The sequence below is a fragment of the Planctomonas deserti genome, from assembly GCF_003067705.1.
Lineage (GTDB): Bacteria > Actinomycetota > Actinomycetes > Actinomycetales > Microbacteriaceae > Planctomonas > Planctomonas deserti.
On sequence record NZ_QANL01000001.1, the window covers coordinates 1 to 23412 of the forward strand.

The following is a 23412-nucleotide window of genomic DNA, read 5'->3' on the forward strand; positions in this document are numbered from 1 at the left end:
ACATCTAGATGCGAAAACCAGAACCGGGAATCGATACCCAGTCTCCGCGAGTTTGTTCTGACTAAATTCGAATATCAACTGACATTCATTATCTAATCCAAAGGAATCTCACCAACCACCAAAAAGGTGATTGCCGAGGATATTTGGCATTTGACATTGTGCACGCTGTTGAGTTCTCAAGGATCGGACGCACCCGGATCCATCCCTATTCAGGACTTCCTCCGAGGCAACTTCCTTAGCTTACATCATCTCCTGGCCCCCGTCAACTCGGCCGGGCGGTTCGGATCGTGATGATCCTGGCCCGGTTCGGGTGAGGGGAACTGTCGGAGCGACGTCCCATCCTACGCATCCGATCCGACTACTCGCAAGAGCGTCTGAACCAGGTGGAGGAGGTGGCCCCCGCTTGAGGCCGGGAAGCTCAGCGGCTTTCCCGCACCTTTGGGGTGACAAGTAAGTACTTTACGCAGGGCTCCAGGGGGCCGCAACTCGGCGCTGCAGCCCGGGCGTGTCGCGCCACAGTTCCCCGGAATCCCGGCGATGTGGCTCTACTCGGCGCCGGCGTGCAGGTGCCCGAGCGCACGCTCAAAGCGGGCCCGGAACTCGGCCACCTCGGCGTCGCCGATGATCAGCGGCGGCGCGATGCGGATGCTGGACGGGTTGGGAGCGTTGATGATCAGCCCCTCCTGCATCGCGGCAGAGGCGACCCGTGCCGCGACCGGCTCGGCGAGACCGAGCCCGAGCAGGAGTCCTCGCCCGCGGACCTCCCGGATGAGCGGGGAGCGCATGCCACGGATCACGTCGCGCAGCTGCTCTCCCCTGCGCTCCGCGTTCCCCACCAGGTCGGCCGTCTCGATCTCCCGGAGTACGGCGTTGGCGGCGGTGGTGGCGAGGGGGTTCCCCCCGAAGGTGCTGCCGTGCTGCCCCTTCTGCAGGAGGTCGGACGCGCGCTCGAAGGTCACCATGGCGCCGATCGGCACTCCGCCGGCGATGCCCTTGGCCACGGTGATGGCGTCCGGCTCTATCCCGTAGTGCTGGAAGGCGAACCACCTGCCGGTGCGACCGACACCGGTCTGGATCTCATCGAGCATCAGCAGGGCGCCGTGTTCACGGGTCAGCTCGCGCGCGCGCCGCAGGAAGCCGTCGGGATGTTCGACGACCCCCGCCTCGCCCTTGATGGGCTCGACGAGCACGGCGGCCACCGTGTCGTCGATGGATGCCTCGAGGGCCTCGATCGTGGCGTCGATGTGCTCGACGCCACCGGGCAGAGGCAGGAAGGGCGCCTGCATCTCGGGCTGACCGGTCAGGGCGAGGGCCCCCATGGTGCGGCCGTGGAAGGAGCCCTTGACGGTGAGGATGCGCGTGCGCCGCCCGGACTCGTTGTTCCGGCGGGCCAGCTTGAAGGCGGCCTCGTTGGCCTCGGCGCCCGAGTTGCCGAAGTAGACGCGCCCGGCGTCCCCGGCGCCGCTCAGCCGGCGGAGTCGCTCGGCGAGTTCGATCTGCGACGGCGTCGCGAAGTAGTTCGACACGTGGGCAAGAGTGGCGATCTGCCTGCTCACCGCCTCGACGAGGGCGGGATGCGCGTGCCCCAGCGAGTTGACGGCGATGCCGGCGAGGAAGTCGAGGTAGCGCTTGCCCGCGCTGTCCTCCACCCAGGCACCCTCACCGCGGACGAGCATTGCGAGCGGCGGCGGGGACGAGCGCATCATGGCCGAGCTGAAGCGCTCCGCCCACGGGGTGACCGCATCCGGCGGCGGGGCGTGGTGCCAGGTGGGGGAATCCGACCGGGGGGACGACCCGTCGGCCGGCTCGGGAACCGGAGGAAGCTCCGGAACCGCATCCGTCGCGCAGCCGTGATCCGTTTCCGTGGGGTGGTCAGACATGGGAGACGACCTCCGTGCCGATGCCGCTCCGGGTGAAGATCTCGAGGAGGATGGAGTGCGGGATGCGGCCGTCGATGATCGCCGCCTTCGCCACTCCCCCGTCGACGGCCTCGAGGCACGCCGCCATCTTGGGGATCATTCCGGACTCGAGGCTGGGGATCAGCTCGCGCAGCGCATCCGCCCCGATGACCGAGACGAGCGATTCCCGGTTGGGCCAGTCGCTGTAGAGCCCGGCCACGTCGGTGAGGACCACGAGCTTCTCGGCGCCGAGCGCCACCGCGAGCGAGGCCGCGGCCGAGTCGGCGTTGACGTTGAGCGACTGCGTCGGATCGTCGATGTCCGGCGCTATCGAGGAGACCACGGGGATGCGGCCGGCCTCGAGCTGGGCGAGAACGGCGGCGGGGTCCACCTCGACCACGTCCCCGACGAGCCCCAGGTCGATCTCCTCGCCGTCCACGACGGCGGACCGGCGCCGGCCGCGGAACAGGCCCGCGTCCTCGCCCGAGATGCCGGCCGCGAGCGGCCCGTGCTCGTTGATGCGGCCCACGATGCTGCGGCTCACCTGGCCGGTCAGCACCATGCGCACGACGTCCATGGCCTCCGGCGTCGTCACGCGGTAGCCGCCGCGGAACTCCGACTCGATGCCCAGGCGCTTCAGCATCGACGAGATCTGCGGGCCGCCGCCGTGCACCACCACGGGGCGGATGCCCGCGTAGCGGAGGAAGACGATGTCCTCCGCGAACGCCCGGGTCAGCTCCTCGCTCACCATGGCGTTGCCGCCGAACTTGACCACGATGATGCGGTCGTGGAAGTGCATCAGCCAGGGCAGCGCCTCGATCAGGGTGGCGGCCTTCTCCCGCGCCTGATCCTGGTCCGTGCTGCTCCGGTCCGTGCCGGGCTGGTCGGTGCCGCGCTGGTCGGTGCCGGGCCGGTCCGTGCTGGGCTGGTCACTGCCGCGCTGGTCCGTCACCTGCTGGTCGCTCTCCGTCGCGTCGATCGTCGGGTCCGCCATCCTCAGCTCGCGTATGCGCTGTTCTCGTGCACGTAGTCGTGCGTGAGGTCGTTCGTCCAGATGGTCGCGGTCTCGCCGCCCGCGTGCAGGTCGATCAGCACGTGCACGGCCCGCGGTGAGAGGTCGACGAGGTCGCGGCTCTCGTGCGGCTCCCCCGCTCGGCAGACCTGCACGCCGTTGATGGCGACGTCGATCCCGTAGGGGTCGAAGGCCGCGTCAGTCGTGCCGACGGCGGCGAGTACGCGGCCCCAGTTCGGGTCGTTGCCGAAGACCGCCGCCTTGAAGAGGTTGCTCCGGGACACCGCCCGGCCGACCGTCACGGCATCGTCCTCCGACGCCGCGTTCACGACCTCGATGGCGATGTCGTGGCTCGCGCCCTCGGCATCCGCCTGCAGCTGGAGGGCGAGGTCACGGCACACGTCGGTGAGCGCGTCCGTGAAGTCGTCGACGGCCGGCACCACCGCTGACGCGCCGGAGGCGAGCAGGGTGACCTGGTCGTTCGTGGACATGCAGCCGTCGGAGTCGAGGCGGTCGAAGGTGACCCGCGTCGCGGCCCGCAGGGATGCGTCCAGCACCGGGGAGGGCAGGTCGGCGTCGGTCGTGAGCACGACGAGCATGGTCGCGAGCCCGGGCGCGAGCATGCCCGCGCCCTTCGCCATGCCGCCGACCGTCCAGCCGTCGGGCGAGCGGAAGACCGCCTGCTTGGGCCGGGTGTCCGTGGTCATGATGGCCTCGGCCGCGTCCGCGCCGCCGGACTCCGCGAGCGAGCCCGCGGCGGCCCCGACGCCGTCCTGCAGCTTGTCGAGCGGAAGCTGCTCGCCGATGAGGCCCGTCGAGCACACGAGGACGTCGCCCGCCGAGATGCCGAGGTACTCGGCCACCGTCTCGGCCGTGGAGTGCGTCACCTGGAAGCCGCGGGCGCCGGTGTAGCAGTTGGCCCCGCCCGAGTTCAGCACGATGGCGGCGACGGTGCCGTCGGCGATCACCTGCTGCGACCACAGGATCGGGTTCGCCTTGCAGCGGTTGCTCGTAAACACCGCGGCCGCCGCCTGGCTCGGCCCGTGGTTCTGCACGAGCGCGAGGTCCCTCGCCCCCGTGGACTTCAGTCCGGCGACGGCGCCCGCCGCCACGAATCCTCGTGCTGCTGTCACGCTCACGGCGCCACCCCGTTCCTCTGCAGTCCCGTCGTCTCGGGCAGTCCGAGAGCGATGTTCGCGGACTGGATCGCCGCCCCCGCGGTGCCCTTGCCCAGGTTGTCGATGACGGACACGGCCACGACCCGCTGCGCGGCCTCGTCGATCGCGAGCCCCACGAGCGCCGTGTTCGAGCCGAGCACGTCCGCGGTGCTGGGGAAGACGCCGGGCGGGGTCAGGTGCACGAAGGGCTCGTCGCGGTACGCCAGCTCCCAGGCGGCCCGCACGTCGGAGGCGCTGAAGCCGGGCTCGAGCCGGGCGGTGGACGTCGCGAGGATGCCGCGGGCCATGGGCACGAGCACAGGCGTGAAGGACACGGTTACCGGCGACCCGCCCGCGAGCTCGAGGTTCTGCTGGATCTCGGGGGTGTGCCGGTGGATGCCGCCGACGCCGTAGGCGCTCGCGGAGCCGAGGATCTCGCTGGCGAGGAGGTTGGTCTTCAGGGCCCGGCCGGCGCCGGACGGGCCGACCGACAGGACCGACACGATGTCGTCCGGGCGGATGACGCCCGCCTTCAGGCCGGGGGCGAGGGCGAGGGTGATCGCGGTCACGTTGCAGCCGGGCACCGCGATGCGCTTGACGCCCTTCAGGTGCTCGCGCTGCGCCTCCGGGGCGTCCAGGTGCACCAGCTCCGGCATCCCGTACGGCCAGGCGCCGTAGAACTCGCCACCGTAGAACTTCGCCCAGGCGGACTCGCTCGTGAGGCGGTGATCCGCGCCGCAGTCGACAACCAGGGTCTCGGGATCCAGCTCCGCCGTGATGGCGCCGGACTTGCCGTGCGGCAGGGCGAGGAACACGACGTCGTGCCCCGCGAGGTTCTCCGCGGTCGTCTCCACGAGCTCGAGGTCGCCGTAGCTGCGCAGGTGCGGATGCACGCTGAGGAGATGCGATCCCGCGTTGGAGTACGCGGTGACGGTGCGCACGTCGAACTCGGGGTGATCGGCCAGCAGGCGGAGGAGCTCGCCGCCCGCGTATCCGCTTCCGCCCGCGACCGCCACCGAAAAAGTCATGCATCCAACCTACTGCCGCCCGGCACCCGCCTCTTTCCGCCGAAGCGCCTCACCCCGCACGCGCACGCGTGAGGTGCCTACTTCGGACCCTCTCGGGCGGAATTCGGGACCGAAGTGGGCACCTCACGGGAGGGGGCGCGGGGTCAGTCGCGGAGGGTGGCCCCGAAGCGGGTGGCGGCGAGCGCGACCGCCCCGTTCTTCGCCTCGGTCGCCTCGGCGGCCGTGAGCGTGCGGTCGGCGGCGCGGAAGCGCAGCGCGAAGGTGAGCGACTTCTCCCCCTCGGCGACGCCCGTGCCCCGGTAGTCGTCCACGAGCCGCGCCTGCTCCAGAAGCTCGCCGGCGCCCTCGATGATGGTCGCCAGCACCTCGGCGGCCGGCACGTCCACCGGAACGACGAGGCTCAGGTCCTGCGTCGCGGCCGGCATCGACACGATCGGGGACACGACGACCTCGCGGCGGGCGTGCTCCAGCAGCGCGTCCAGATCCACCTCGGCGACGCCCACGACCCGCGGCAGGTCCAGCTCCCGCGCGAGCGCGGGCAGCAGCTCGCCCGCGAAGCCGATCGGCACCGCCCCGGTGGGCGTGTCGACGACCAGCTCGGCGGTGCGTCCGGGGTGCAGGGCCTTGTGCCGGCCCTGGATCACCCGCACCTCGGCGCCGACGGACGCGGCGAGCTGGTGCACGGCGGTCAGCGCGTCGGCGACGCCCGCGGGAAGCGCGGTCTGCCCCGGCTGCTTCGCCACGGTGTTGCCCGTCACGAGCACGCCGACGTGACGCGGCTGCGGGGGGATGCCGGCGTTCAGCAGAGCGAGGGTCTCGTCGCTCGGCAGCGCGCCGCCCTGCGGCAGGTCGGTCGCGTGGCCGTAGGTGACGCCCGGCTCGGGCCGGAAGACGAGGCCGATCTCGAACAGGGACAGGTCGGTGAAACCGCGGGAGAGGTTGCGGCGCGCGACGTCGATCAGGCCGGGCAGCATCGAGGTCCGCAGGAACGGCGCCTCGACGTCGAGCGGGTTCGCGAGTCGCACCGCGGGCACCGCATCCTCCGTCGGGCTGCCGAACGTGTCGTTCGCGATCCCGGACAGGAAGGGGTAACTGAGCACCTCGACCGCGCCCACTGCGGCGAGGGCGTCGGCGGCCTTGCGACGCAGGCGCTGCTCGCGCGTGATGCCGCGGCCGGGCGGGGCGACGGGCAGCACCGAGGGGATGCGGTCGTAGCCGACGATGCGGGCGACCTCCTCTGCGAGGCTCGCGGCGTCGATGAGGTCGGGTCGCCACGTCGGCGGGGTCACGGAGAACCCGGCGCCGGTGCTCTCGACGGACGCCCCGACGGCCGCGAGCGTTCCGCGCACCTCGTCGGCCGAGAAGTCGACGCCGATGAGGCGGGTCACGTAGTCGGCCGGCAGGGCGATGGCGGCGGGCGGCTCGGACTCGTCGAGCACGGAGCCGAGCTCGTCCGCCGTGCCGCCCGCGTGCTCCACGAGCAGCTGGACGACCCGCGCGGCCGCGGCGGACGCCACCGCGGGATCGACACCGCGCTCGAAGCGCTTGGACGCCTCGCTCGGCAGCTTGTGCCTGCGGGCGGTGCGGGCGATCGACACGGGGTCGAAGTTGGCGGACTCGATGAGCACGTTCGTCGTGCCGCTCGAGATCTCGGTCGCGGCGCCACCCATGACGCCGGCCAGGCCGATGGCGCCGGACCCGTCGGTGATGAGCAGGTCCTCGGGATCGAGCGTGCGGGTCTGGTCGTCGAGGGTGACGAGCGTCTCCCCGGGACGGGCGCGCCGCACGGTGATGCCGCCTGTCAGCCGGTCGAGGTCGTAGCCGTGGATCGGCTGGCCGAGCTCGAGCATCACGTAGTTCGTGATGTCGACCGCGAGCGAGATGGACCGGATGCCGGCGAGCTTCAGGCGCGCGACCATCCACGGCGGCGTGGGGCGGGTGGCGTCGATGCCGCGCACCGTGCGGGTGACGAAGACGCCGCAGCCGACGCGCCCGCGGATCGGCGCCTCGTCCTCGACGGTCACCGAGAACCCGCTCGGCCGCGCGGCCGACAGGTCCGCGGCGACGCGCTCGACGGGATCCGTGAAGGCGGCGCCGGTGGAGTGCGAGTACTCCCGGGCGATGCCGCGGATGGAGAACGCGTACCCGCGGTCGGGCGTGACGTTCACCTCGACCGCCTCGTCGTCCAGGTGGAGGAGGCGCACCGCATCCGTGCCGACCTCGGGGTCGAGGCCGATCGAGGACAGCACGAGGATGCCGGCGTGGTCGTCGCCGAGGCCGAGCTCCTTGGTCGACGCGATCATGCCGTCCGACACGTGGCCGTAGGTCTTCCGCGCGGCGATCGGGAACGGCCCGGGCAGCACGGCGCCCGGCAGGGTCACCACGACCTTGTCGCCCACGGTGAAGTTGTGGGCGCCGCAGACGATGCCGCGCACGTCGGCGCCGCCGTCCGCCGCGAGCTGCCCCTCGGGCGCGACGCGCACCTGGCACCAGTTGATCGTCTTGCCGTTGTTCTGGGGCTCGGGCGTCGCCTCGAGGACCTGCCCGACCACGACGGGCCCGGTCACCTCGAAGCGGTGCACGTCCTCCTCCTCGAGGCCGACGCGCACGAGGGCGGCGTGGATGTCCTCGGCAGTGACGTCTCCGGGCAGCTCGACGTACTCGCCGAGCCAGCTGATGGGGATACGCATGCCTCTAGACCACCATTCCGAACTGCTGCGAGAAGCGGATGTCGCCCTCGACCATGTCGCGCATGTCACTCAGGTCGTTGCGGAACATGAGGGTGCGCTCGACCCCCATGCCGAAGGCGAAGCCGGTGTACTCGTCCGGGTCGATGCCCGCGGACTTGAGCACGTTCAGGTTGACCATGCCGCAGCCGCCCCACTCGATCCACCGGGGCCCGCCCTTGGCACCGGGGTGCCACACGTCCATCTCGGCACTGGGCTCGGTGAACGGGAAGTAGTTCGGGCGCAGGCGGATGCGCGCCTCCTCGCCGAACATCGCTCGGGCGAAGTGCTCGAGCGTTCCGCGCAGGTGCGCCATGGTGAGGCCGCGGTCCACGGCGATGCCCTCGACCTGGCGGAAGACGGGGGTGTGCGTCGCGTCGAGCTCGTCGGTGCGGTACACCCGGCCGGGCGAGATGCGGTACACGGGCAGCTCGCTCGCAAGGAGCGAGCGGATCTGCACGGGCGACGTGTGCGTGCGGAGCACGAGGTGCGACTCCGGCGGATCGATGAAGAACGTGTCCTGCATGGCCCGGGCGGGGTGGTCGGCGTCGAAGTTGAGGGCGTCGAAGTTGAACCACTCGCTCTCGAGCTCCGGCCCCTCGCCCTGCTCCCAGCCCATGCCGACGAAGATGTCGACGATCCGCTCCTCGAGAGTGAGCAGCGGGTGGCGCGCGCCGGGCGTCCAGCGGGTCGGCAGCGCCGTGACGTCGATGGCCTCGGCGGCGAGCTGCGCGGCCGCCTCCGCCTCGGCGATCTCGGCCTCGCGGGCGGCGAGCGCCTGGTTCACCCGGGCGCGGGCCTGGCCGACGAGCTTGCCCGCCGCGGCCTTCTGATCCTTCGGCACGGTGCGCAGGCCGGCGTTGAGCTTGGCGAGTGCGGATGCCTCCCCGACGTGGGCGTTCCGCGCGGCGCGGAGGGCGGCGGAGTCGGCGGCGGCGGCGATGTCCGTCAGCGCGGCATCCACCGCCTGGTCGACGTCGGATCCGGAGATGTTGATGGGGTCAGACACGAGAGACGAGTTTACGGCGTCCCGGGTGCGCCCCCGCCGCCGCAGGGTCTTGCCGTGGCCGGTGTGGGCGGGGACGCTACGGGAGGACCTCGGCATCGCGGGACCGGTCCCACAGGGCGAGGCGGGTGAGGGCGGGCTCGCCCATCCGGTCGACGACGAGCGTGAGCAGCTGCTCGGTGAGGAGGAACGCGGCGGACATGCTCTGGAACGTCTGCCCCGCGTCGCTCGTCACGTCGAGCACGACGTCGGCCCGCGGCGCGATCGGGCAGGCCAGGCTGTCCGTGACGAGCACGAGCGTGGCGCCGCGGCGCTGCGCCGCCGTCGCCAGGTCGGAAGCGCTCCGCTGGTAGCGGTGGAAGTCGAACAGCACGACGACGTCGCGCCGGCCCAGGTCGAGCACGGTGCCGAGGTCGCGGCCGTCGGGGTCGTTGATCATCCGCACCCCGGGTCGCAGCTGCTCCAGGTGCAGCCCCAGGTGGTAGGCGAGGAGGTAGGAGAATCGGCCGCCGGCGAGCACGATCCGCTTGCCGGGATCCGACAGCGCGGACACCGCAGCATCCCAGGAGGACTCGGGGATGCGGCCGAGGGAGTCGACGGCCCGCTCGGACTGCGCGCGGGCGAAGTGGAGCACGGTCTCCCGCGCCGAGCCCCCGGCGACGACCTCGTCGTCGACCCGATTGATCGGCCCGGACGAGCGCAGCCGCAGCTCCTCACGCAGGGCCCGCTGCAGGTCGGGGAAGCCGGTGAAGCCGAGGCTCTGGGCGAAGCGGAGCACCGTGGGCGGGCTCACCCGCGCCTCCTGGGCGAGGCCCGCCGCGGTCGACAGCCCCGCGCTCGGGTAGTCGCCGAGTAGCACGCGTCCGACCTGCCGCTCCGCCCGGCTGAGCGTGGGCAACGCCGCGGTCGTCAGATCGGCGACGGTGCGCTTCCCCTCGGCCACGACGGTCAGGCTACCCGGGCCTCGGCGGCGAACAGCGACTCCGTCGTCGCGTGCCCGTCCGCCAGGCGGATGGTCGTGACGGACTCCGGCGGGAGCGCCTCCCAGTCGGTTCCGGCCACGCCCGTCGAGCCGATCAGCACGGTGCCGTCATCCTTGCGGCGCCAGCGCAGGGCGAAGTAGTCCTCCGCGTGCTCGTCCGGCAGGTCGTAGGCGAGGATCTCCGCGATGTCCTCCTCGTCGAGCGAGCTGCCCGCCGACGCGTGTACGACGATGAGCTGCTCCGCGTCAAGGAGGATCGCGTTCAGGCTGCTCGCCGGGAACGTCGCCCGGAGGCGGCTCGCCACCTCGAGCGCCGCCGCCGGCAACGGGAGGCCGTCCGCGACCTTCTCCCGGATGAGGGCGAAGTACATCTCGCTGTCGGTCTGGCCGACGAGGCGCTCGACGCTCGCCGGGGACAGCATCGAGCGCACCCGGTCGAGGGGCTTCACCGATCCGTTGTGCTCGAACGAGATGCCGTCCGCGAGGAAGGGGTGGGTGTTGTCGTCCTGCACGCCAAGGCCGAGCGTCGCCCACCGCAGGTGGACCATCGCGGCGCGGGCCTGGGCGGCGATCGCGGAGCCGAAGGCCTCGTCCTCGGCGGCCGATCGCACCGACTTCTGCACCTCGGGCGCGGCGCCGGGATCCGCGATGCCTGACCATCCCCACCCGTCGCCGTGCACCTGCGCGAGCGACACGAAGCTCTCGATGCCCGCAGGGCCGAGCTCGGCGTCCGCGGCGGAGGGGGTGGGGGCGACGTAGGCGAAGAGACGGCACATGTCGGGGCGATCCTCCCAGGACGAGTCGGACGGGCGAATGAAACGAATGTAACAGGCCGCTTCCTTGTAATGACTTTGAAACAAATCTGCCCCATGATGATGCCACGACGATGTGAACCCGATGCGGAAAGTGGATCCACGTGGACGAGACGATGGACGGAACGACGAGTACCGAGCTCGAGTCGCTCGTGAGCGCGCTCGAGGGGGCCGGAGTCGATCTGCTCGTCGGTACCGCCGTCGACTTCGGCGGTGTCACCCGGAGCAAGGGAGTGCCCGTGCGCCGGCTTCCGGCGTTCGTCGAGTCCGGCATGGGGGCGTCGCCCTCCTGGAACGTGTTCTGCGTCGACAACGCCATCGCCTTCACCTCCACGATCGGCGTGACCGGCGACCTCCGCCTCCGCCTCGACCCCGCACGCGTGCGACGCATCGACGACGGGCTCGCCTGGGGGCCGACCGACTTCTACAACCAGGACGGCACGCCGTCCCCGCTCTGCTCGCGCAGCCGCCTCGCGGCAGTGGTGCAGCGAGCCGAGTCGCTGGGACTCGTCGCCACCATGGGGACCGAGCTCGAGTTCACCCTCACCACGGCAGACGGCGAGCGCCTGCCCCGCCCGGCCTGGGCCGCCTACGGCATGCAGTCCGTTGTGACCAACCGGGCGTTCCTCGTGGACCTGACCGCAACCCTCGAGGCGTCGGGCGTCGGGCCCGAGCAGGTGCACGCGGAGTACGGGATCGACCAGTTCGAGGTGTCCCTCGCCCCCGCGTCGCCCGTCGCCATGGCCGACGCTCAGGTGCTCACCCGGGCGCTGATCGGAATCGTCGCCTCGCGCCACGGCATGGCCGCGTCGTTCTCCCCGCTGCCCTGGATCGACGGCACGGGGAACGGTGCCCACCTCCACCTCTCGCTCGCCCGCGACGGCGAGCCGCTGTTCGCGGGCGGCGAGGGACCGCACGGCATCACCGAGGCCGGCGGATCGGCCATCGGGGGCATCCTGGCCGGGCTGCCGGAGCTCCTCGGCGTCTACGCGGGCTCGTTCCTCTCCTCGCACCGGCTGCAGCCGGGGCACTGGTCGGGCGCGGCGGTGTGCTGGGGGCTGGAGAACCGGGAGGCGGCCGTGCGCTTCCTCGCGGCGACGCAGGGCAACCCGCACGGCGCGAACGTCGAGCTGAAGATCGTGGACCCGACGGCGAACATCTACCTCGCCGCCGCCGCGCTGCTCGGCTCGGCGCTGCACGGCATCGAGGCCGGACTCCCCCTGCCCGCGGAGGTCGCCACCGATCCGGCGGGGCGGGCCGACCCCGCTCTCGCGCTCGAGTCGGACCACGCGGCCGTCCTCGCCGCGCTCGAGGGATCCGCGCTCGCCGCGGAGCTCCTCGGCCCCGAGATCCTCGAGGGCGTCGTCGCCGTGCGCCGGCACGAGGCCGAGGTTCTCGCCACCCGCACCGGCGAGGAGATCGCCGAGGCGCTGCGCTTCGCCTGGTCGTCCTGACCGCCCTGATCCGACCCCACGACCTCGACCCGACCGACCGCGCCCGACCTGACCGACCCCATCCCGGCACCCCAGCCCGTCCCGTCACCCCCCCAACCCGAACGGAGAGAGCCATGGCAGTAGAACAGCACGACCAGACCGTCATCCGGCGGCGCCTTCCCCTGTGGGCCGCCCTGGCCCTGTCCCTCGCCACGGTGGGCCCGACCCTCGCCATGTCCGGCAACGGGCAGGGCCTCGTCGGCATCGTCGGCAAGTCCGTCCCGCTCGTCTTCGTCATCGGCCTTGTCGGCGTCGGACTCGTCGCCTACGGCTTCGTGCGGCTCACGCGCCACCTCAACCACGCCGGATCCGCGTACGCGCTGGTCGGCGGCACCATCGGACCGCGGTCCGGCTTCTTCTCCGGCTTCGCCATGCTCGGCGCCTACGTCGGGTTCTCCATCGGCACGCTCGCGCTCACCGCGACGTTCGTGAACGCCTTCCTCGCGCAGCTGCAGAACGGCACCGACGACCCGTTCCAGATCCCCTGGATCGTCATCGCGCTCGTCGGCGCGGTCATCTCCTTCGCCCTCGCCGGCCGCGACGTCGCGCTGATCGCGAAGGTCCTCCTCGCGATCGAGGGCATCGGCATCGTGGCCATGGTCGTGCTCGTCGTCGTGATCTTCGCCAACGGTGGCGCCCCGACCACGGGCCTCGACCTCAGCGTCTTCAGCTTCGAGGGCGTTGACGTGTCGCAGGTCATGTCGGGCGTCGTCGCCGCGTTCCTGTCCTGGGCGGGCTTCGAGGCATGCGCGTCGCTCGGCGAGGAGACGAACGACCCGAAGCGCAACATCCCCCGCGCCCTCGGCGGCACGCTCGTGCTCACCGGCGTGCTGTTCATCGTCGTGATGTTCGTGCAGACCGTCGGCTTCGGCACCGACGCCGCCGGGCTCGAGCGCTTCCAGACCTCGGGCAACACCCTCGGCGACCTCGGCAACGACTACATCGGCACCTGGTTCAGCCTGATCATCATCTTCACCGCGATTTGCGCGGCCTTCGGCTGCCACCTCGCGACCGCCGCGACGTCGGGCCGCATGATCTACGCCTTCGCCCGTGACGGCTTCGGCCCCTCCTCGCTCGCGGTGCTGCACACCAAGACGCAGGGACCCCGGCGGGCGACCTGGCTCGTCATCGTACTCGCCCTCGTGGCCAACATCGTCTGCGCGCTCGTCGGCTGGCCGGTGATGGGCACGGGCAACGCGCCGCTCGACGCGTACTTCCTCTTCGCGGTCGCGGGCGCGGTGTGCCTCATGGTCGCGTACTTCATGGTCGAGATCGCCGCCGTCGTGTTCACCGGCAGCCGCCGCTTCGACGTCGTGCACGGCGGGCAGGGCCGGATCCTCGGCATCGCGCTTCCCGCGCTCGGCGCCATCGTGATCGCGGTCGTGCTCTGGTTCAACGTGAAGGATGCCACCGACCCGGCCGCCGCTCCGCTCCTCGGCCTGTACTGGTGCGCGCTCGGCCTCGTGCTCGCGGTCGCGGCGTCGAAGATCGCCGCGCGCGTCGGACGCGCCCTGAGCGCCGAGCTCGACCTCCCCGCCCTCGGCAAGGAGCTCGACCCGCGCGAGCCGGTCGTCAGGTGACAACCCTCTACGAGCGCGACGCCGCGGTGATCGCGGGCGTCGAGAAGCTGCGGTTCTTCCCGCTCGAGGTCGTCGAGGGCCGCGGATCGCTGCTCTACGATCCCGACGGCAGGGAGCTCCTCGACCTGTCCGCGACCTGGACCGCATCCGGGCTCGGTCACGGGCATCCGGCCGTCGTCGAGGCGGTCACCCGCGCGGTCCGCACCGCGCCGGGGTCCGGCGGCCTGTCCGCCGTCCACCCGGACTCGGTCGGCCTCGCCGAGGATCTGCTCGCCCTCGTTCCCGGCTCCGGCGAGCGCCGGGTCTACTTCGGGCACGCCGGTTCGGACGCGAACGATGTCGTACTGCGGGCCTGCCGGAACGCCAGTGGCCGGCGGACGGTCCTCGCGTTCGAGCACAGCTACCACGGTGGCGTCGGCCTCGCCATGGCGGTCTCCGGACAGCAGGTCGACGCGGGACACGAGCCGGACCCCGACGTGGTGTTCCTGCCCTACCCGAACCCGCTGCGACCGCGGACCGGCGACATCGACTCGACCGTCGACGAGATCCTGGCCCGTGCCAGGGAGGTGCTGGCGACGGACACCATCGCGTGCCTCATCGTCGAACCGATCCTCTCCGACGGCGGCCTGGTCGTGCCGCCGGACGGGTTCCTCGCCCGACTGCACGCGCTTTGCCGGGAGCACGGCGTGCCGCTCGTCTGCGACGAGGTGAAGGTCGGCCTGGGCAGGCCGGGCCTCCTGCACGCCTTCGCCCACGACGGCATCGAGCCGGACATCGTGACGTTCGGCAAGGCCATCGGCGGCGGGCTTCCCCTGTCTGCGGCCGTCGGGCCGGCAGCGATCCTCGACAATCCGCCCGCATCGGCCCTGCTGACCACGGCGGGCAATCCGATCTGCACCGCCGTCGGCCGCGCCGTGCTGCGCACAATCGTCGAGGACGGGTTGCCCGAGCGCGCCAGGATCGCGGGCGAGCGCCTGATGGCGGGGCTGCGCGACGTGCAGGACGGGCGCGGCGCCGACCGCGGCCGATCGGCGGAGCGCATCGGCGACGTGCGCGGCCGCGGGCTGGCGATCGGCCTGGAGCTGGTCGCCGGGCGGGACGGGCTGGAGCCGGACCGGGAGCTCGCCCAGCGTGTCGTCTACCGGGCCTGGCAGCTCGGCGCGGTGCTGTACTACGTCGGGGGGAACGTGCTGGAGATCACGCCGCCGCTCATCATCACGGACGACGAGGTCGACCGCGCGGTCGCGATCCTCGATCGGGCCATCAGTGACGCCATCGCCGGCGTCGTCACGAAGGAAGAGGTGGCCCCCTATGTCGGGTGGTGAACTGCGGTACCTGTCGATCGAGGACGTGGACGTGCTCGCGGGGCTGGCCGACCCGGTGCCGGGCGACCTCGCGGCCGCGCTCCGGGACATGCGGCTCGCGGACCACCACGTGCACGGCTGCTACACCGCCGACATCGACCGGGCCCAGTTCGAGGAGTCGATCAACGAGGGGTCACCCGACCCCATCCCCGCGTTCATGACGCAGTTCGACTCGCAGCTGGGCTTCGCGATCCGCCGTTGGTGCTCGCCGCTGCTCGGGCTCGAGCCGCATGCGAGCGCCGACGACTACTGGGCCCGCCGCGCCTCCCTTCCGCGCCGGGAGGTGAACCGCGCGATGCTGACGCCCGCCGGCGCGTCCCGCTGGTACCTGGACACGGGCTTCAAGGGCGGCTCGATCAGCTCCGCCGCCGAGATGACGGAGGACTCGGGGGTGCCGGGCTCCGAGATCCTGCGCCTCGAGGTGCTGGCCGAGGGACTGCTCAACGACGGCGTCTCCCCCGCGGAGTACCCGGACGCGTTCCGCTCGGCGCTGCAGGACGAGGATCACGTGGTCGGCTACAAGACCATCGCCGCCTACCGCACGGGCTTCGACATCGACTGGTCGCGCCCCTCGGACGAGGAGGTCGCGCGTGCGGTCGAGGCGTGGGCGGCGGCGACGAACGGACCGGCCCGGCTGCTCGACCCGCGCATCATCGCGTTCGGCATCCACGAGGCGGCCGACCTGCGCCGCCCCGTGCAGTTCCACGTGGGCTTCGGCGACCGCGACATGGACCTGCACCGCTCCAACCCGATGTACCTGCTCGACCTGCTGCGCCAGCCGGCGATGGCGGGCACGCCCGTGATGCTTCTGCACTGCTACCCGTACCACCGCGAGGCGGGCTACCTGTCGCAGGCGTTCGACGACGTCTACTTCGACGTCGGTCTGACCCTCAACTACCTGGGCAGCCAGAGCAGGCAGATCGTGGCGGAGTCGCTGGAGTCCGGCCCGTTCGCGAAGCAGCTGTTCTCGTCCGACGCGTTCGGGCTGTCGGAGCTGCACGTGCTCGGTTCGATCCTGTGGCGCCGGTCCATGGCGCAGGTGCTCGGCGCCTGGGTGCGCGAGGGCGACTGGAGCGAGGCTGACGCGATCCGCGTCGCCCGCATGATCGGCCGGGACAACGCGGAGCGCGTCTACGGAATCTGAGCCGCCCCCAGCCTCCGCATCCGCATCCGCATCCGCATCCGCATCCGCCGTACGGTTCCGGATTCAGGCCGCACGAGAGACACGCCGTGCTTCGAGGGGTCGAAACGCGGCGTGTCGCCGTACGACCTGAATTCGGGACGGTGCCCCTGCACGGTGCTGGGGGCCGGTGCCCGCCAACGTGGGCGGGCTAGGTCGAGGCGCCCGCGACGGCGGCGCCGCCCTCGAGCGGAGCGACGGTCGCCGCGCCACCGGGTCCGCCGGTCGGGGCCGCGGTCGCGGTGCCGGACTGGTTCCGCCGGCGGGCGAGGAACCGGGCCAGCGTGGAGACGGCGAGGTTCAGCAGCAGGTACATCGTGACCATGACCACGAACAGCGGGAAGTAGTACGTGGAGCGGCCCAGGTACTCGGCGAGGAGCTCGCCCTCCTTCACGAGGCCGACCTGCCCGACCACCGTGCCGAGCGCGGTGTCCTTGATGAGCACGACGAGCTGGGCGACGATGATCGGCAGCATGTTGCGGAACGCCTGGGGGAACTCGATGAGCAGGCGGTTCTGCAGCGGGCGGAGGCCGATCGCGAGACCCGCCTCGCGCTGGCCCTTCGGCAGCGCGAGCATGCCGGAGCGCAGCGCCTCGCCGATGATCGCACCGTTGTAGACGGTGAGCGCCGCGACGACCGACCAGTACGCGCCGATGGGGAACATCAGGTAGATGAACAGCATCATCAGCAGCACGGGCATGCCACGGAAGAACTCGAGCACGACGGTCGTGGGGACGCGCACGACGCGCAGCTCCGACTGCCGCAGCAGGGCGAACACGACGCCGAGGAGGATGGCGAGCGCCGCGGCGGTGATGGCGGACTGCACGACGATCCAGAGTCCGCGCAGCAGCGCCTGCCAGATCAGCGGGTCGTTGAAGATGAGCCAGCGCTCGGCGTCCAGCTGGCCCGCCTGGGCGAGCTGCACGATCGCGAACGCCAGGACCCCAGCGACCACCAGGCCGGTGACGACGGAGAGGATGCGCGAACGCCGCCGGGCGCGGGGGCCCGGGACGTCGTAGAGGACACTCGTCATCGGCGCACCGCCACTCGTCGTTCGATGTGGTCGGCCAGCTGGCCGAGCGGCACCGTGATGATCAGGTAGAAGAACGCGACGCCGAGGAAGACGGCGACGACGGCGTTGCCGTTCGCGTTGGCCACCTCGCGCCCGACGTTGAAGAGCTCGAAGATGAAGAACGCCCCGGCGACGGATGTGTTCTTCGTGAGCGCGATGATCACGTTGATCAGGGGCGGCACGACGCTGCGCACGGCCTGCGGCAGGATCACGAGCCCGAGCGTCTGGCCGAACGTCATGCCGATGCTCCGGGCCGCCTCGGCCTGGCCGACCGGCACGCCGTTGATGCCGGACCGGATCGCCTCGGCGAAGAACGGGGCCGTGTAGATGGTGAGCGCCAGCACGGCGGCCACCTGGAACGGCAGCGCGCCGGAGATGTACGTGATGATGACGCTGAAGAAGGTGAAGACGAGCAGCAGCGGCGTGTTGCGCAGCACCTCGACGTACACGGTCGACGTTGCGCGCAGGCTCGCGACGGGTGAGACGCGCATCGCCGCGAGCAGGAGCCCGAACGGCAGTGCGAAGAGTGTCGTGAGCCCGAGAAGCGTGAGCGTGCCGCCGAACCCGCGAAGGAACGTGTCGATGTTGTCGAAGATGACGTTCATGGCACCTCCTTCGGGAAGTCAGGGTGGTGGGGAGAAGAAGCGGGACCGAGCGGTCCCGGGAAGCGGTGGAGTGGCCGACCGGCGCCGGCGTGGGAGCCGGATGAACCGGGACCGGCCGGTCCCAGGGGAAGGTGCGGACCCGCAATGCGGGTCCGCACCTCTCCGGGTGGTGCTAGTAGCGGTCGACCGCCGGGGGCTCCGGCGTGTTCTCGATAACGGTGCCCGCGGTGGCCTCGAACAGGCGCGCCCAGGTGCCGTCGTCGTACGCCTCCTCGAGGGTGTCGTTGATGAAGTCGCGGAACGCCTGGTCGCCCTTGGCGATGCCGATGCCGTAGGGCTCCTCGGTGAAGGTCGCGCCACCGTCGACGAGCTTGAACTCGCCCTCGTTCTGGTCGACGAATCCGGCGAGGATCACGTTGTCCGTGGTCACCGCGACGACCTGCTTGTTGCGCAGCGGGTCGAGGCACTTGCTGTAGACGTCGGTGGGCACGACGACCGCGCCGTACTCCGCCTCGATGGTCGCGGCGGGCGTGGATCCGGCGACGGAGCAGACCTGCTGGCCGCGCACGTCCTCGGGACCCGTGATGGTCTCGTCGTCCGCAAGGACCATGAGCGCCTGACCGGCCACGTAGTACGGGCCGGCGAAGTCGACGACCTCCTTGCGCTTGTCGTTGATCGTGTAGGTCGCGACCACGGCGTCGACGGAGCCGTTCTGGATGAAGGGCTCGCGGTTGGCCGACACGGTCTCGGTCCACTCGATGCTGTCGAAGGGGATGCCGAGCTTCGAGGCGATGAGCGCACCGATGGCGACGTCGAAGCCCTCGGGCTTGCCGCTCGGAGCGCGCAGGCCGAACAGCGGCTGGTCGAACTTGGTGCCGATGGTCATGGAGCCGGCCTCGGCGAGCTTCGCCATGGTCGTGCCCTCTTCGAACTCGGGGCTCTCCTCGACGACGAGCGAGTAGGGGCCCTCGCCCTCGGCGGGGGCGTCGGACGCGTCCGCGCCGGGGCTCGTTGCGCTGCCGGGCGCGCCGCATCCGGTGAGGCCGAAGGCCACGGCGACCGCCGCGGCGCCGACCGTCAGGAATCTTCTCTTCATGGGGTTTCCCTTTTCTCTTGGGTGCTGTTGCTGTGTTCGGGAGGGAATCGGCGTCGCGCCCCAGCCCCGGGGCGGGGTACGCCGGGTCAGTGGGTGAGGATCTTGGAGAGGAAGTCCTTCGCGCGCTCGCTCTTCGGGTTGTCGAAGAACTCGGCGGGGGTACTGTCCTCGAGGATCTCGCCGTCGGCCATGAACAGCACGCGGTCCGCGGCCTTGCGGGCGAAGCCCATCTCGTGGGTGACGACGACCATCGTCATGCCGTCATGGGCGAGCTGCACCATGACGTCGAGCACCTCGTTGATCATCTCGGGGTCGAGCGCCGAGGTGGGCTCGTCGAGCAGGATGACCTTCGGGTCCATGGCGAGGGCGCGGGCGATTGCGACGCGCTGCTGCTGTCCGCCGGAGAGCTGGGCGGGAGACTTGTTGGCCTGGTTGGCGACGCCGACGCGCTGCAGCAGGTCCATGGCGCGCTTCTTGGCGTCCGCGGGCGACTGCTTGCGCACCTTGATCGGGCCGAGCGTCACGTTCTCGAGGATCGTCTTGTGCGCGAACAGGTTGAACGACTGGAACACCATGCCGACGTCGGCGCGCAGCTTGGCGAGGCCGCGACCCTCCTTCGGCAGCTCCTTGCCGTCGATGAGGATCGTGCCGTCGTCGATCGTCTCGAGGCGGTTCAGCGCGCGGCAGAAGGTCGACTTGCCGGATCCGCTCGGCCCGATGACGACGACGACCTCGCCACGGTTGATCGTGGTCGAGATGTTCTTCAGGACGTGCAGATCCCCGTAGTGCTTGTTGACGTTCTTGACGACGACCAAGGGCTCGCGCCCTGCGGCTGCGGTGCCGGGGGCGGGGTGCGCCGTGTGGCTAGGCTCCATGCCTTCACCCTATTGCACGGCATGTTACGTATTTGTGTCGCTTCAATCGCCCTGGGGAACGGCGGAACGCTGCGCGAAGGCGCTCTCGTACAGGCACACCGAGGCCGCCGTAGCGAGGTTCATCGACTCCGCCTGGCCGTAGATCGGCACGGAGACGGCCTCGTCGGCGAGGGCGAGGTTCTCGTCGGTGAGCCCGCGCGCCTCGTTCCCGAACAGCCACGCGGTGGGCCGGGCCAGCGTCCCGGCCTCGCGGGCCGCGAGCAGGTCGGAGCCCTTGATGTCCGCGGCGAGCACGGTGAGGCCGGCCTCGCGCGCGCGGTCGAGCACCGCGGAGAGCTCGGGAGCGAGCGCGACGGGGAGGTGGAACAGCGACCCCGTCGTCGCGCGGACCACCTTCGGGTTGTACGGGTCGACGGCGCGGCCGGTGAGGATGACCGCGTCGGCTCCCGCCGCGTCCGCGGCCCGGATGATGGTGCCGGCGTTGCCCGGATCCCGCACCTCCTCGAGGATGGCGACGAGCTGGGGCCGGTCGGCGAAGATCCGGCGCACCGAGGTGGGGAACTGGCGGCAGACCGCGACGACGCCCTGCGGCGTGACGGTGTCGGCCATGGCCTCGAGCACCTGCTCCGTCACGTACTCGATCTCGACGTCGGCCTCCTCGGCCGCCTCGCGGAGCTCGGGGTGGCGCTCGAGCGCCGTCGGCGTCGCGAACACCTCGACGAGGAGCTCGGGACGGAAGTTGAGGGCCTCCCGCACGGCCTGCGGCCCCTCGAGGAGGAAGGCGCCGGTCTCCGCCCGCTCGTCCTTCGTCGACAGCCTCGCGACGGAGCGGACACGGGGGGCGCGGGGGTTGTCGAGCATCGCGCCAGTCTACCGACGGGGCATCCGGCGACCGGGGCGGGAGCAGCGCCCGGCGCGACGGCCGCGGACACGACGAAGGGGCGGCACCGGAATCAGTGCCGCCCCTTCGTGCGGATGGTGCGCTGCCTTAGGCGGCGGAGACCTTCGGAGCCGACGTGTCGGCCGGAAGGGCCTGACGGGCGGTCTCGACGAGGGCGGCGAACGTGGCGGGCTCGTTGACCGCGAGGTCGGCGAGGATGCGACGGTCGACCTGCACGCCGGCCAGGTTCAGACCCTGGATGAGGCGGTTGTAGGTGAGGCCGTTCGCGCGCGACGCGGCGTTGATGCGCTGGATCCACAGGCGGCGGAACTCACCCTTGCGGGCGCGACGGTCGCGGTACGAGTAGACGAGGGAGTGGGTGACCTGCTCCTTGGCCTTGCGGTACAGACGGGACCGCTGACCGCGGTATCCGGCGGCGCGCTCGAGAATGATCCGACGCTTCTTGTGGGCGTTTACGGCCCTCTTTACTCTTGCCATTTCCTATTTCCTTCTGAACGTGTCCGGTCGGTGAGGCGGATGGGCGCGAGGCGCCCACGGGGCCTACTTGCCGAGGAGCTTCTTGACGATCTTGCTGTCGGCGGCCGAGAGGACCTGGTCCTCGTTGAGGCGGCGCTTGCGCTGGCTCGACTTGACCTCGAGGTTGTGGCGCATGCCGGCCTGCTGCTTCATGATCTTGCCGGAACCGGTGACCTTGAAACGCTTCTTCGTCCCAGAGTGAGTCTTCTGCTTAGGCATTGTTTTCTTCTTTCGCTTCTCGTGCACTCGCCTTGTTGGCGTCGCGCTTTGCGTTGGCCTCCGCCTTGGCCTCCGACTTGTTCTTCGCCGGGCCGATGACCATGACCATGTTTCGGCCGTCGATGGTCGGGGTGGACTCCACGGAGCCGAACTCCGACACATCCTCGGCAAATCTCTGGAGCAGACGCACGCCCTGCTCGGGGCGTGACTGCTCACGACCGCGGAACAGGATCATGGCCTTGACCTTGTCGCCCTGCTTGAGGAAGCCCTCGGCGCGCTTGCGCTTGGTCTCGTAGTCGTGGCTGTCGATCTTCAGGCGGAAGCGCACCTCCTTGAGGATGGTGTTCGCCTGGTTGCGGCGAGCTTCCTTGGCCTTCTGAGCGGCTTCGTACTTGAACTTCCCGTAGTCCATGATCTTGGCCACGGGGGGCTTCGAATTCGGTGCTACCTCGACGAGGTCGAGATCTGCTTCCTGTGCGAGCCGGAGAGCGACATCGATGGAGACGACGCCGATCTGCTCGCCTGCTGGGCCAACGAGGCGAACCTCAGGAACGCGGATACGGTCGTTGGTACGGGGATCGCTGATGAATAACTCCTCTGGATTGCGATGCCTGCTCCCGTGGCGACGGATGCCGCCCACGGGCCGGAAGAGGAGATTTCACCGAGCTGGGCCGGCGAACCGGCACAACGGGCTTCGCCTGTGTGCACTCTCGCGCACACGAACTCCCGTCAAAGGGAGCGGCATCGACCCGGTAACCTTATGAAGCGGTCAAGCGCGGGTGGGAAATTTCCACTTTCGTACCGGCGCTACAAACGCCGGAAGCCATGAGAACTATAGCAGGTCACGCGGAAAACGGCACCCAAGGGCCAGTAGGAGGAACGCATGAGCGACTACGAGGGTCCGACGGGTCTCGAGAACGGCGCGGGCGCCGATGCCGGCGCCGGTGCCGATGCCGAGGGCGACTACGTCCGCGACATCGCGGAGGTGTCGGCGGTCGAGGTCATCACCACCACGGCCGTGCACCTCATGAGCGCCGCCGCCGTGAAGTGCGGCCTCGCCGACGACCCGGAGTCGCAGACCGACCTCGACGAGGCGCGGAAGATCATCACGTCGCTCGCCGGACTGGTCACGGCGGCGTCGCCCGAGATCGGCGACCACCACGCGCGCAGCCTCCGTGACGGCCTGCGTTCCCTGCAGCTCGCGTTCCGCGAGGCGTCCGCGATCCCCGACCCGATCGGCAAGGGCCCGGGAGAGAAGTGGACCGGCCCGGTCAGCTGACCCGCCCCGCTTCGTACGCAACACAGGCTCAGCTGCCCCTTTGGGCGGAAGCGGCCGGCGCCATCGGTGGCTCCGGGCTGTGAGGGAGCCTGCGTCAGGTGCTCGCCCCACGGTCCCTGAGCCCGATGCCGCGTCCGCACCCTACGGTCCCTGAGCCTGTCGAAGGGATAAGGACCACACGGTCCCTGAGCCCGTCGAGGGGACGCGACGTTCGCTTTCGGGATCAGTTGCGTCGCTTCGACCAGCTCAGCGACCGTATCCGGCCCCGTCCCCGTCCCCGATGTCACCCCTCCCCGCTCTCCAGCACGCAATTCGGCACATGTGGGCCGACACGCCGCCCTAGTGACACGGCATCGGGCGTGTCACGGCGGATCTGCTGAATTGCGTTGACCATTCGGCCCGACTGCGCCTTCCGTGCGCAATGCAGGCTCGGCGCGCCCTCGGTCGGCGGGAGCCCGCGCCGACAGTGGAACCCTGCCGTGAGGGAGCCTGCGTTGGGTGCTCGCCCCCACGGTCCCTGAGCCTGTCGAAGGGACGGGACGTTCGCTTCCGAAATAACTTGCGTCGCTTCGACGAGCTCAGCGACCGTGTCCGTACCGTTCGTGCCCGTC

At 70.7% G+C, this 23412-nt stretch carries 21 protein-coding genes; 5 read left to right on the top strand and 16 right to left on the bottom strand.

Annotated features, from left to right (window positions below):
• Positions 1-545 precede the first annotated feature (545 nt).
• The 8 genes from DAI20_RS00005 to DAI20_RS00040 all read right to left on the bottom strand — a co-directional run bounded on the left by DAI20_RS00005 (position 546) and on the right by DAI20_RS00040 (position 10585).
• Entirely contained in the window at positions 546-1880 is a 1335-nt protein-coding gene (locus DAI20_RS00005) for an acetylornithine transaminase (protein WP_108248554.1), read from the bottom strand.
• Positions 1873-2892, bottom strand: coding sequence for an acetylglutamate kinase (gene argB / locus DAI20_RS00010; RefSeq protein ID WP_108248555.1), 1020 nt, complete (start codon positions 2890-2892; stop codon positions 1873-1875). The genes DAI20_RS00005 and argB overlap by 8 nt, the downstream gene beginning before the upstream one ends.
• A gap of 2 nt (positions 2893-2894) precedes the next feature.
• The gene (argJ, locus tag DAI20_RS00015; protein ID WP_108248556.1) at positions 2895-4049 is read right to left on the bottom strand and encodes a bifunctional glutamate N-acetyltransferase/amino-acid acetyltransferase ArgJ; all 1155 of its coding nucleotides are present in this window, start codon (positions 4047-4049) and stop codon (positions 2895-2897) included.
• Positions 4046-5095 (bottom strand): N-acetyl-gamma-glutamyl-phosphate reductase, encoded by a 1050-nt coding sequence (gene argC, locus DAI20_RS00020; RefSeq protein WP_108248557.1) that lies wholly within the window; start codon positions 5093-5095, stop codon positions 4046-4048. Before argC ends, argJ begins: the two co-directional genes overlap by 4 nt.
• Positions 5096-5238: 143 nt before the next feature.
• Complete coding sequence (gene pheT / locus DAI20_RS00025; protein ID WP_108248558.1) at positions 5239-7785, bottom strand: phenylalanine--tRNA ligase subunit beta; 2547 nt, start codon at positions 7783-7785, stop codon at positions 5239-5241.
• Positions 7786-7789: 4 nt separating this feature from the next.
• Positions 7790-8818, bottom strand: a complete 1029-nt coding sequence (gene pheS / locus DAI20_RS00030) for a phenylalanine--tRNA ligase subunit alpha (protein WP_438501976.1) — start codon at positions 8816-8818, stop codon at positions 7790-7792.
• Positions 8819-8906: 88 nt separating this feature from the next.
• Positions 8907-9770 carry a MurR/RpiR family transcriptional regulator gene (locus DAI20_RS00035; RefSeq protein ID WP_108248560.1) on the bottom strand — a complete coding sequence of 288 codons (864 nt, stop codon included), beginning with the start codon at positions 9768-9770 and terminating at the stop codon, positions 8907-8909.
• A 5-nt stretch (positions 9771-9775) separates the two neighbouring features.
• On the bottom strand, positions 9776-10585 hold the full coding sequence (locus DAI20_RS00040; protein ID WP_108248561.1) for a class II glutamine amidotransferase: 810 nt from the start codon (positions 10583-10585) through the stop codon (positions 9776-9778).
• A gap of 140 nt (positions 10586-10725) precedes the next feature.
• Here DAI20_RS00040 and DAI20_RS00045 point away from each other — a divergent pair, with 140 nt between their 5' ends.
• The 4 genes from DAI20_RS00045 (at position 10726) to DAI20_RS00060 (ending at position 16202) form a co-directional block, all read left to right on the top strand.
• Positions 10726-12075: a type I glutamate--ammonia ligase gene (locus DAI20_RS00045; protein WP_205781316.1), complete on the top strand. Its 1350-nt coding sequence runs from the start codon at positions 10726-10728 to the stop codon at positions 12073-12075.
• 113 nt (positions 12076-12188) lie between these two features.
• Positions 12189-13694 (top strand): APC family permease, encoded by a 1506-nt coding sequence (locus tag DAI20_RS00050; RefSeq protein WP_108248562.1) that lies wholly within the window; start codon positions 12189-12191, stop codon positions 13692-13694.
• Positions 13691-15019, top strand: a complete 1329-nt coding sequence (locus tag DAI20_RS00055) for an aspartate aminotransferase family protein (RefSeq protein WP_108248563.1) — start codon at positions 13691-13693, stop codon at positions 15017-15019. The genes DAI20_RS00050 and DAI20_RS00055 overlap by 4 nt, the downstream gene beginning before the upstream one ends.
• Positions 15006-16202, top strand: coding sequence for an amidohydrolase family protein (locus DAI20_RS00060; RefSeq protein ID WP_108248564.1), 1197 nt, complete (start codon positions 15006-15008; stop codon positions 16200-16202). The genes DAI20_RS00055 and DAI20_RS00060 overlap by 14 nt, the downstream gene beginning before the upstream one ends.
• Positions 16203-16389: 187 nt before the next feature.
• On the opposite strand, the gene DAI20_RS00065 is transcribed toward DAI20_RS00060, so the two are convergent.
• From DAI20_RS00065 to infC, 8 genes are all read right to left on the bottom strand, one after another.
• Positions 16390-17271, bottom strand: coding sequence for an amino acid ABC transporter permease (locus DAI20_RS00065; RefSeq protein WP_108248565.1), 882 nt, complete (start codon positions 17269-17271; stop codon positions 16390-16392).
• Positions 17268-17915 (bottom strand): amino acid ABC transporter permease, encoded by a 648-nt coding sequence (locus tag DAI20_RS00070; RefSeq protein ID WP_108248566.1) that lies wholly within the window; start codon positions 17913-17915, stop codon positions 17268-17270. Before DAI20_RS00070 ends, DAI20_RS00065 begins: the two co-directional genes overlap by 4 nt.
• Positions 17916-18087: 172 nt before the next feature.
• The gene (locus DAI20_RS00075; protein ID WP_108248567.1) at positions 18088-19011 is read right to left on the bottom strand and encodes a glutamate ABC transporter substrate-binding protein; all 924 of its coding nucleotides are present in this window, start codon (positions 19009-19011) and stop codon (positions 18088-18090) included.
• 86 nt (positions 19012-19097) lie between these two features.
• Positions 19098-19886 carry an amino acid ABC transporter ATP-binding protein gene (locus tag DAI20_RS00080; protein WP_108248568.1) on the bottom strand — a complete coding sequence of 263 codons (789 nt, stop codon included), beginning with the start codon at positions 19884-19886 and terminating at the stop codon, positions 19098-19100.
• Positions 19887-19928: 42 nt separating this feature from the next.
• The gene (locus tag DAI20_RS00085) at positions 19929-20747 is read right to left on the bottom strand and encodes a TrmH family RNA methyltransferase (RefSeq protein ID WP_108248569.1); all 819 of its coding nucleotides are present in this window, start codon (positions 20745-20747) and stop codon (positions 19929-19931) included.
• A 127-nt stretch (positions 20748-20874) separates the two neighbouring features.
• Entirely contained in the window at positions 20875-21264 is a 390-nt protein-coding gene (gene rplT, locus DAI20_RS00090) for a 50S ribosomal protein L20 (RefSeq protein WP_108248570.1), read from the bottom strand.
• Positions 21265-21327: 63 nt separating this feature from the next.
• Positions 21328-21522 (bottom strand): 50S ribosomal protein L35, encoded by a 195-nt coding sequence (rpmI, locus tag DAI20_RS00095; protein WP_108248571.1) that lies wholly within the window; start codon positions 21520-21522, stop codon positions 21328-21330.
• A complete protein-coding gene (gene infC, locus DAI20_RS00100; protein ID WP_240605797.1) occupies positions 21515-22162 on the bottom strand; it encodes a translation initiation factor IF-3 in 648 nt (215 codons plus the stop codon). Before infC ends, rpmI begins: the two co-directional genes overlap by 8 nt.
• A 243-nt stretch (positions 22163-22405) precedes the next feature.
• Between infC and DAI20_RS00105 the strand changes: the two genes are divergently transcribed.
• Entirely contained in the window at positions 22406-22801 is a 396-nt protein-coding gene (locus DAI20_RS00105; RefSeq protein WP_168927659.1) for a DUF1844 domain-containing protein, read from the top strand.
• Positions 22802-23412: the final 611 nt, after the last annotated feature.

Excerpts from the sequence above, each read along its gene's own strand:
- DAI20_RS00005 (WP_108248554.1), bottom strand. The coding sequence starts at position 1,880 with ATGTCTGACCACCCCACGGAAACGGATCACGGCTGCGCGACGGATGCG.
- DAI20_RS00050 (WP_108248562.1), top strand. The coding sequence starts at position 12,189 with ATGGCAGTAGAACAGCACGACCAGACCGTCATCCGGCGGCGCCTTCCC.
- argB (WP_108248555.1), bottom strand. The coding sequence starts at position 2,892 with ATGGCGGACCCGACGATCGACGCGACGGAGAGCGACCAGCAGGTGACG.
- DAI20_RS00105 (WP_168927659.1), top strand. The coding sequence starts at position 22,406 with ATGAGCGACTACGAGGGTCCGACGGGTCTCGAGAACGGCGCGGGCGCC.
- argC (WP_108248557.1), bottom strand. The coding sequence starts at position 5,095 with ATGACTTTTTCGGTGGCGGTCGCGGGCGGAAGCGGATACGCGGGCGGC.
- DAI20_RS00060 (WP_108248564.1), top strand. The coding sequence starts at position 15,006 with ATGTCGGGTGGTGAACTGCGGTACCTGTCGATCGAGGACGTGGACGTG.
- rplT (WP_108248570.1), bottom strand. The coding sequence starts at position 21,264 with ATGGCAAGAGTAAAGAGGGCCGTAAACGCCCACAAGAAGCGTCGGATC.
- DAI20_RS00085 (WP_108248569.1), bottom strand. The coding sequence starts at position 20,747 with ATGCTCGACAACCCCCGCGCCCCCCGTGTCCGCTCCGTCGCGAGGCTG.
- DAI20_RS00040 (WP_108248561.1), bottom strand. The coding sequence starts at position 10,585 with ATGTGCCGTCTCTTCGCCTACGTCGCCCCCACCCCCTCCGCCGCGGAC.
- DAI20_RS00065 (WP_108248565.1), bottom strand. The coding sequence starts at position 17,271 with ATGACGAGTGTCCTCTACGACGTCCCGGGCCCCCGCGCCCGGCGGCGT.
- rpmI (WP_108248571.1), bottom strand. The coding sequence starts at position 21,522 with ATGCCTAAGCAGAAGACTCACTCTGGGACGAAGAAGCGTTTCAAGGTC.
- DAI20_RS00075 (WP_108248567.1), bottom strand. The coding sequence starts at position 19,011 with ATGAAGAGAAGATTCCTGACGGTCGGCGCCGCGGCGGTCGCCGTGGCC.
- pheT (WP_108248558.1), bottom strand. The coding sequence starts at position 7,785 with ATGCGTATCCCCATCAGCTGGCTCGGCGAGTACGTCGAGCTGCCCGGA.
- DAI20_RS00080 (WP_108248568.1), bottom strand. The coding sequence starts at position 19,886 with ATGGAGCCTAGCCACACGGCGCACCCCGCCCCCGGCACCGCAGCCGCA.
- DAI20_RS00070 (WP_108248566.1), bottom strand. The coding sequence starts at position 17,915 with ATGAACGTCATCTTCGACAACATCGACACGTTCCTTCGCGGGTTCGGC.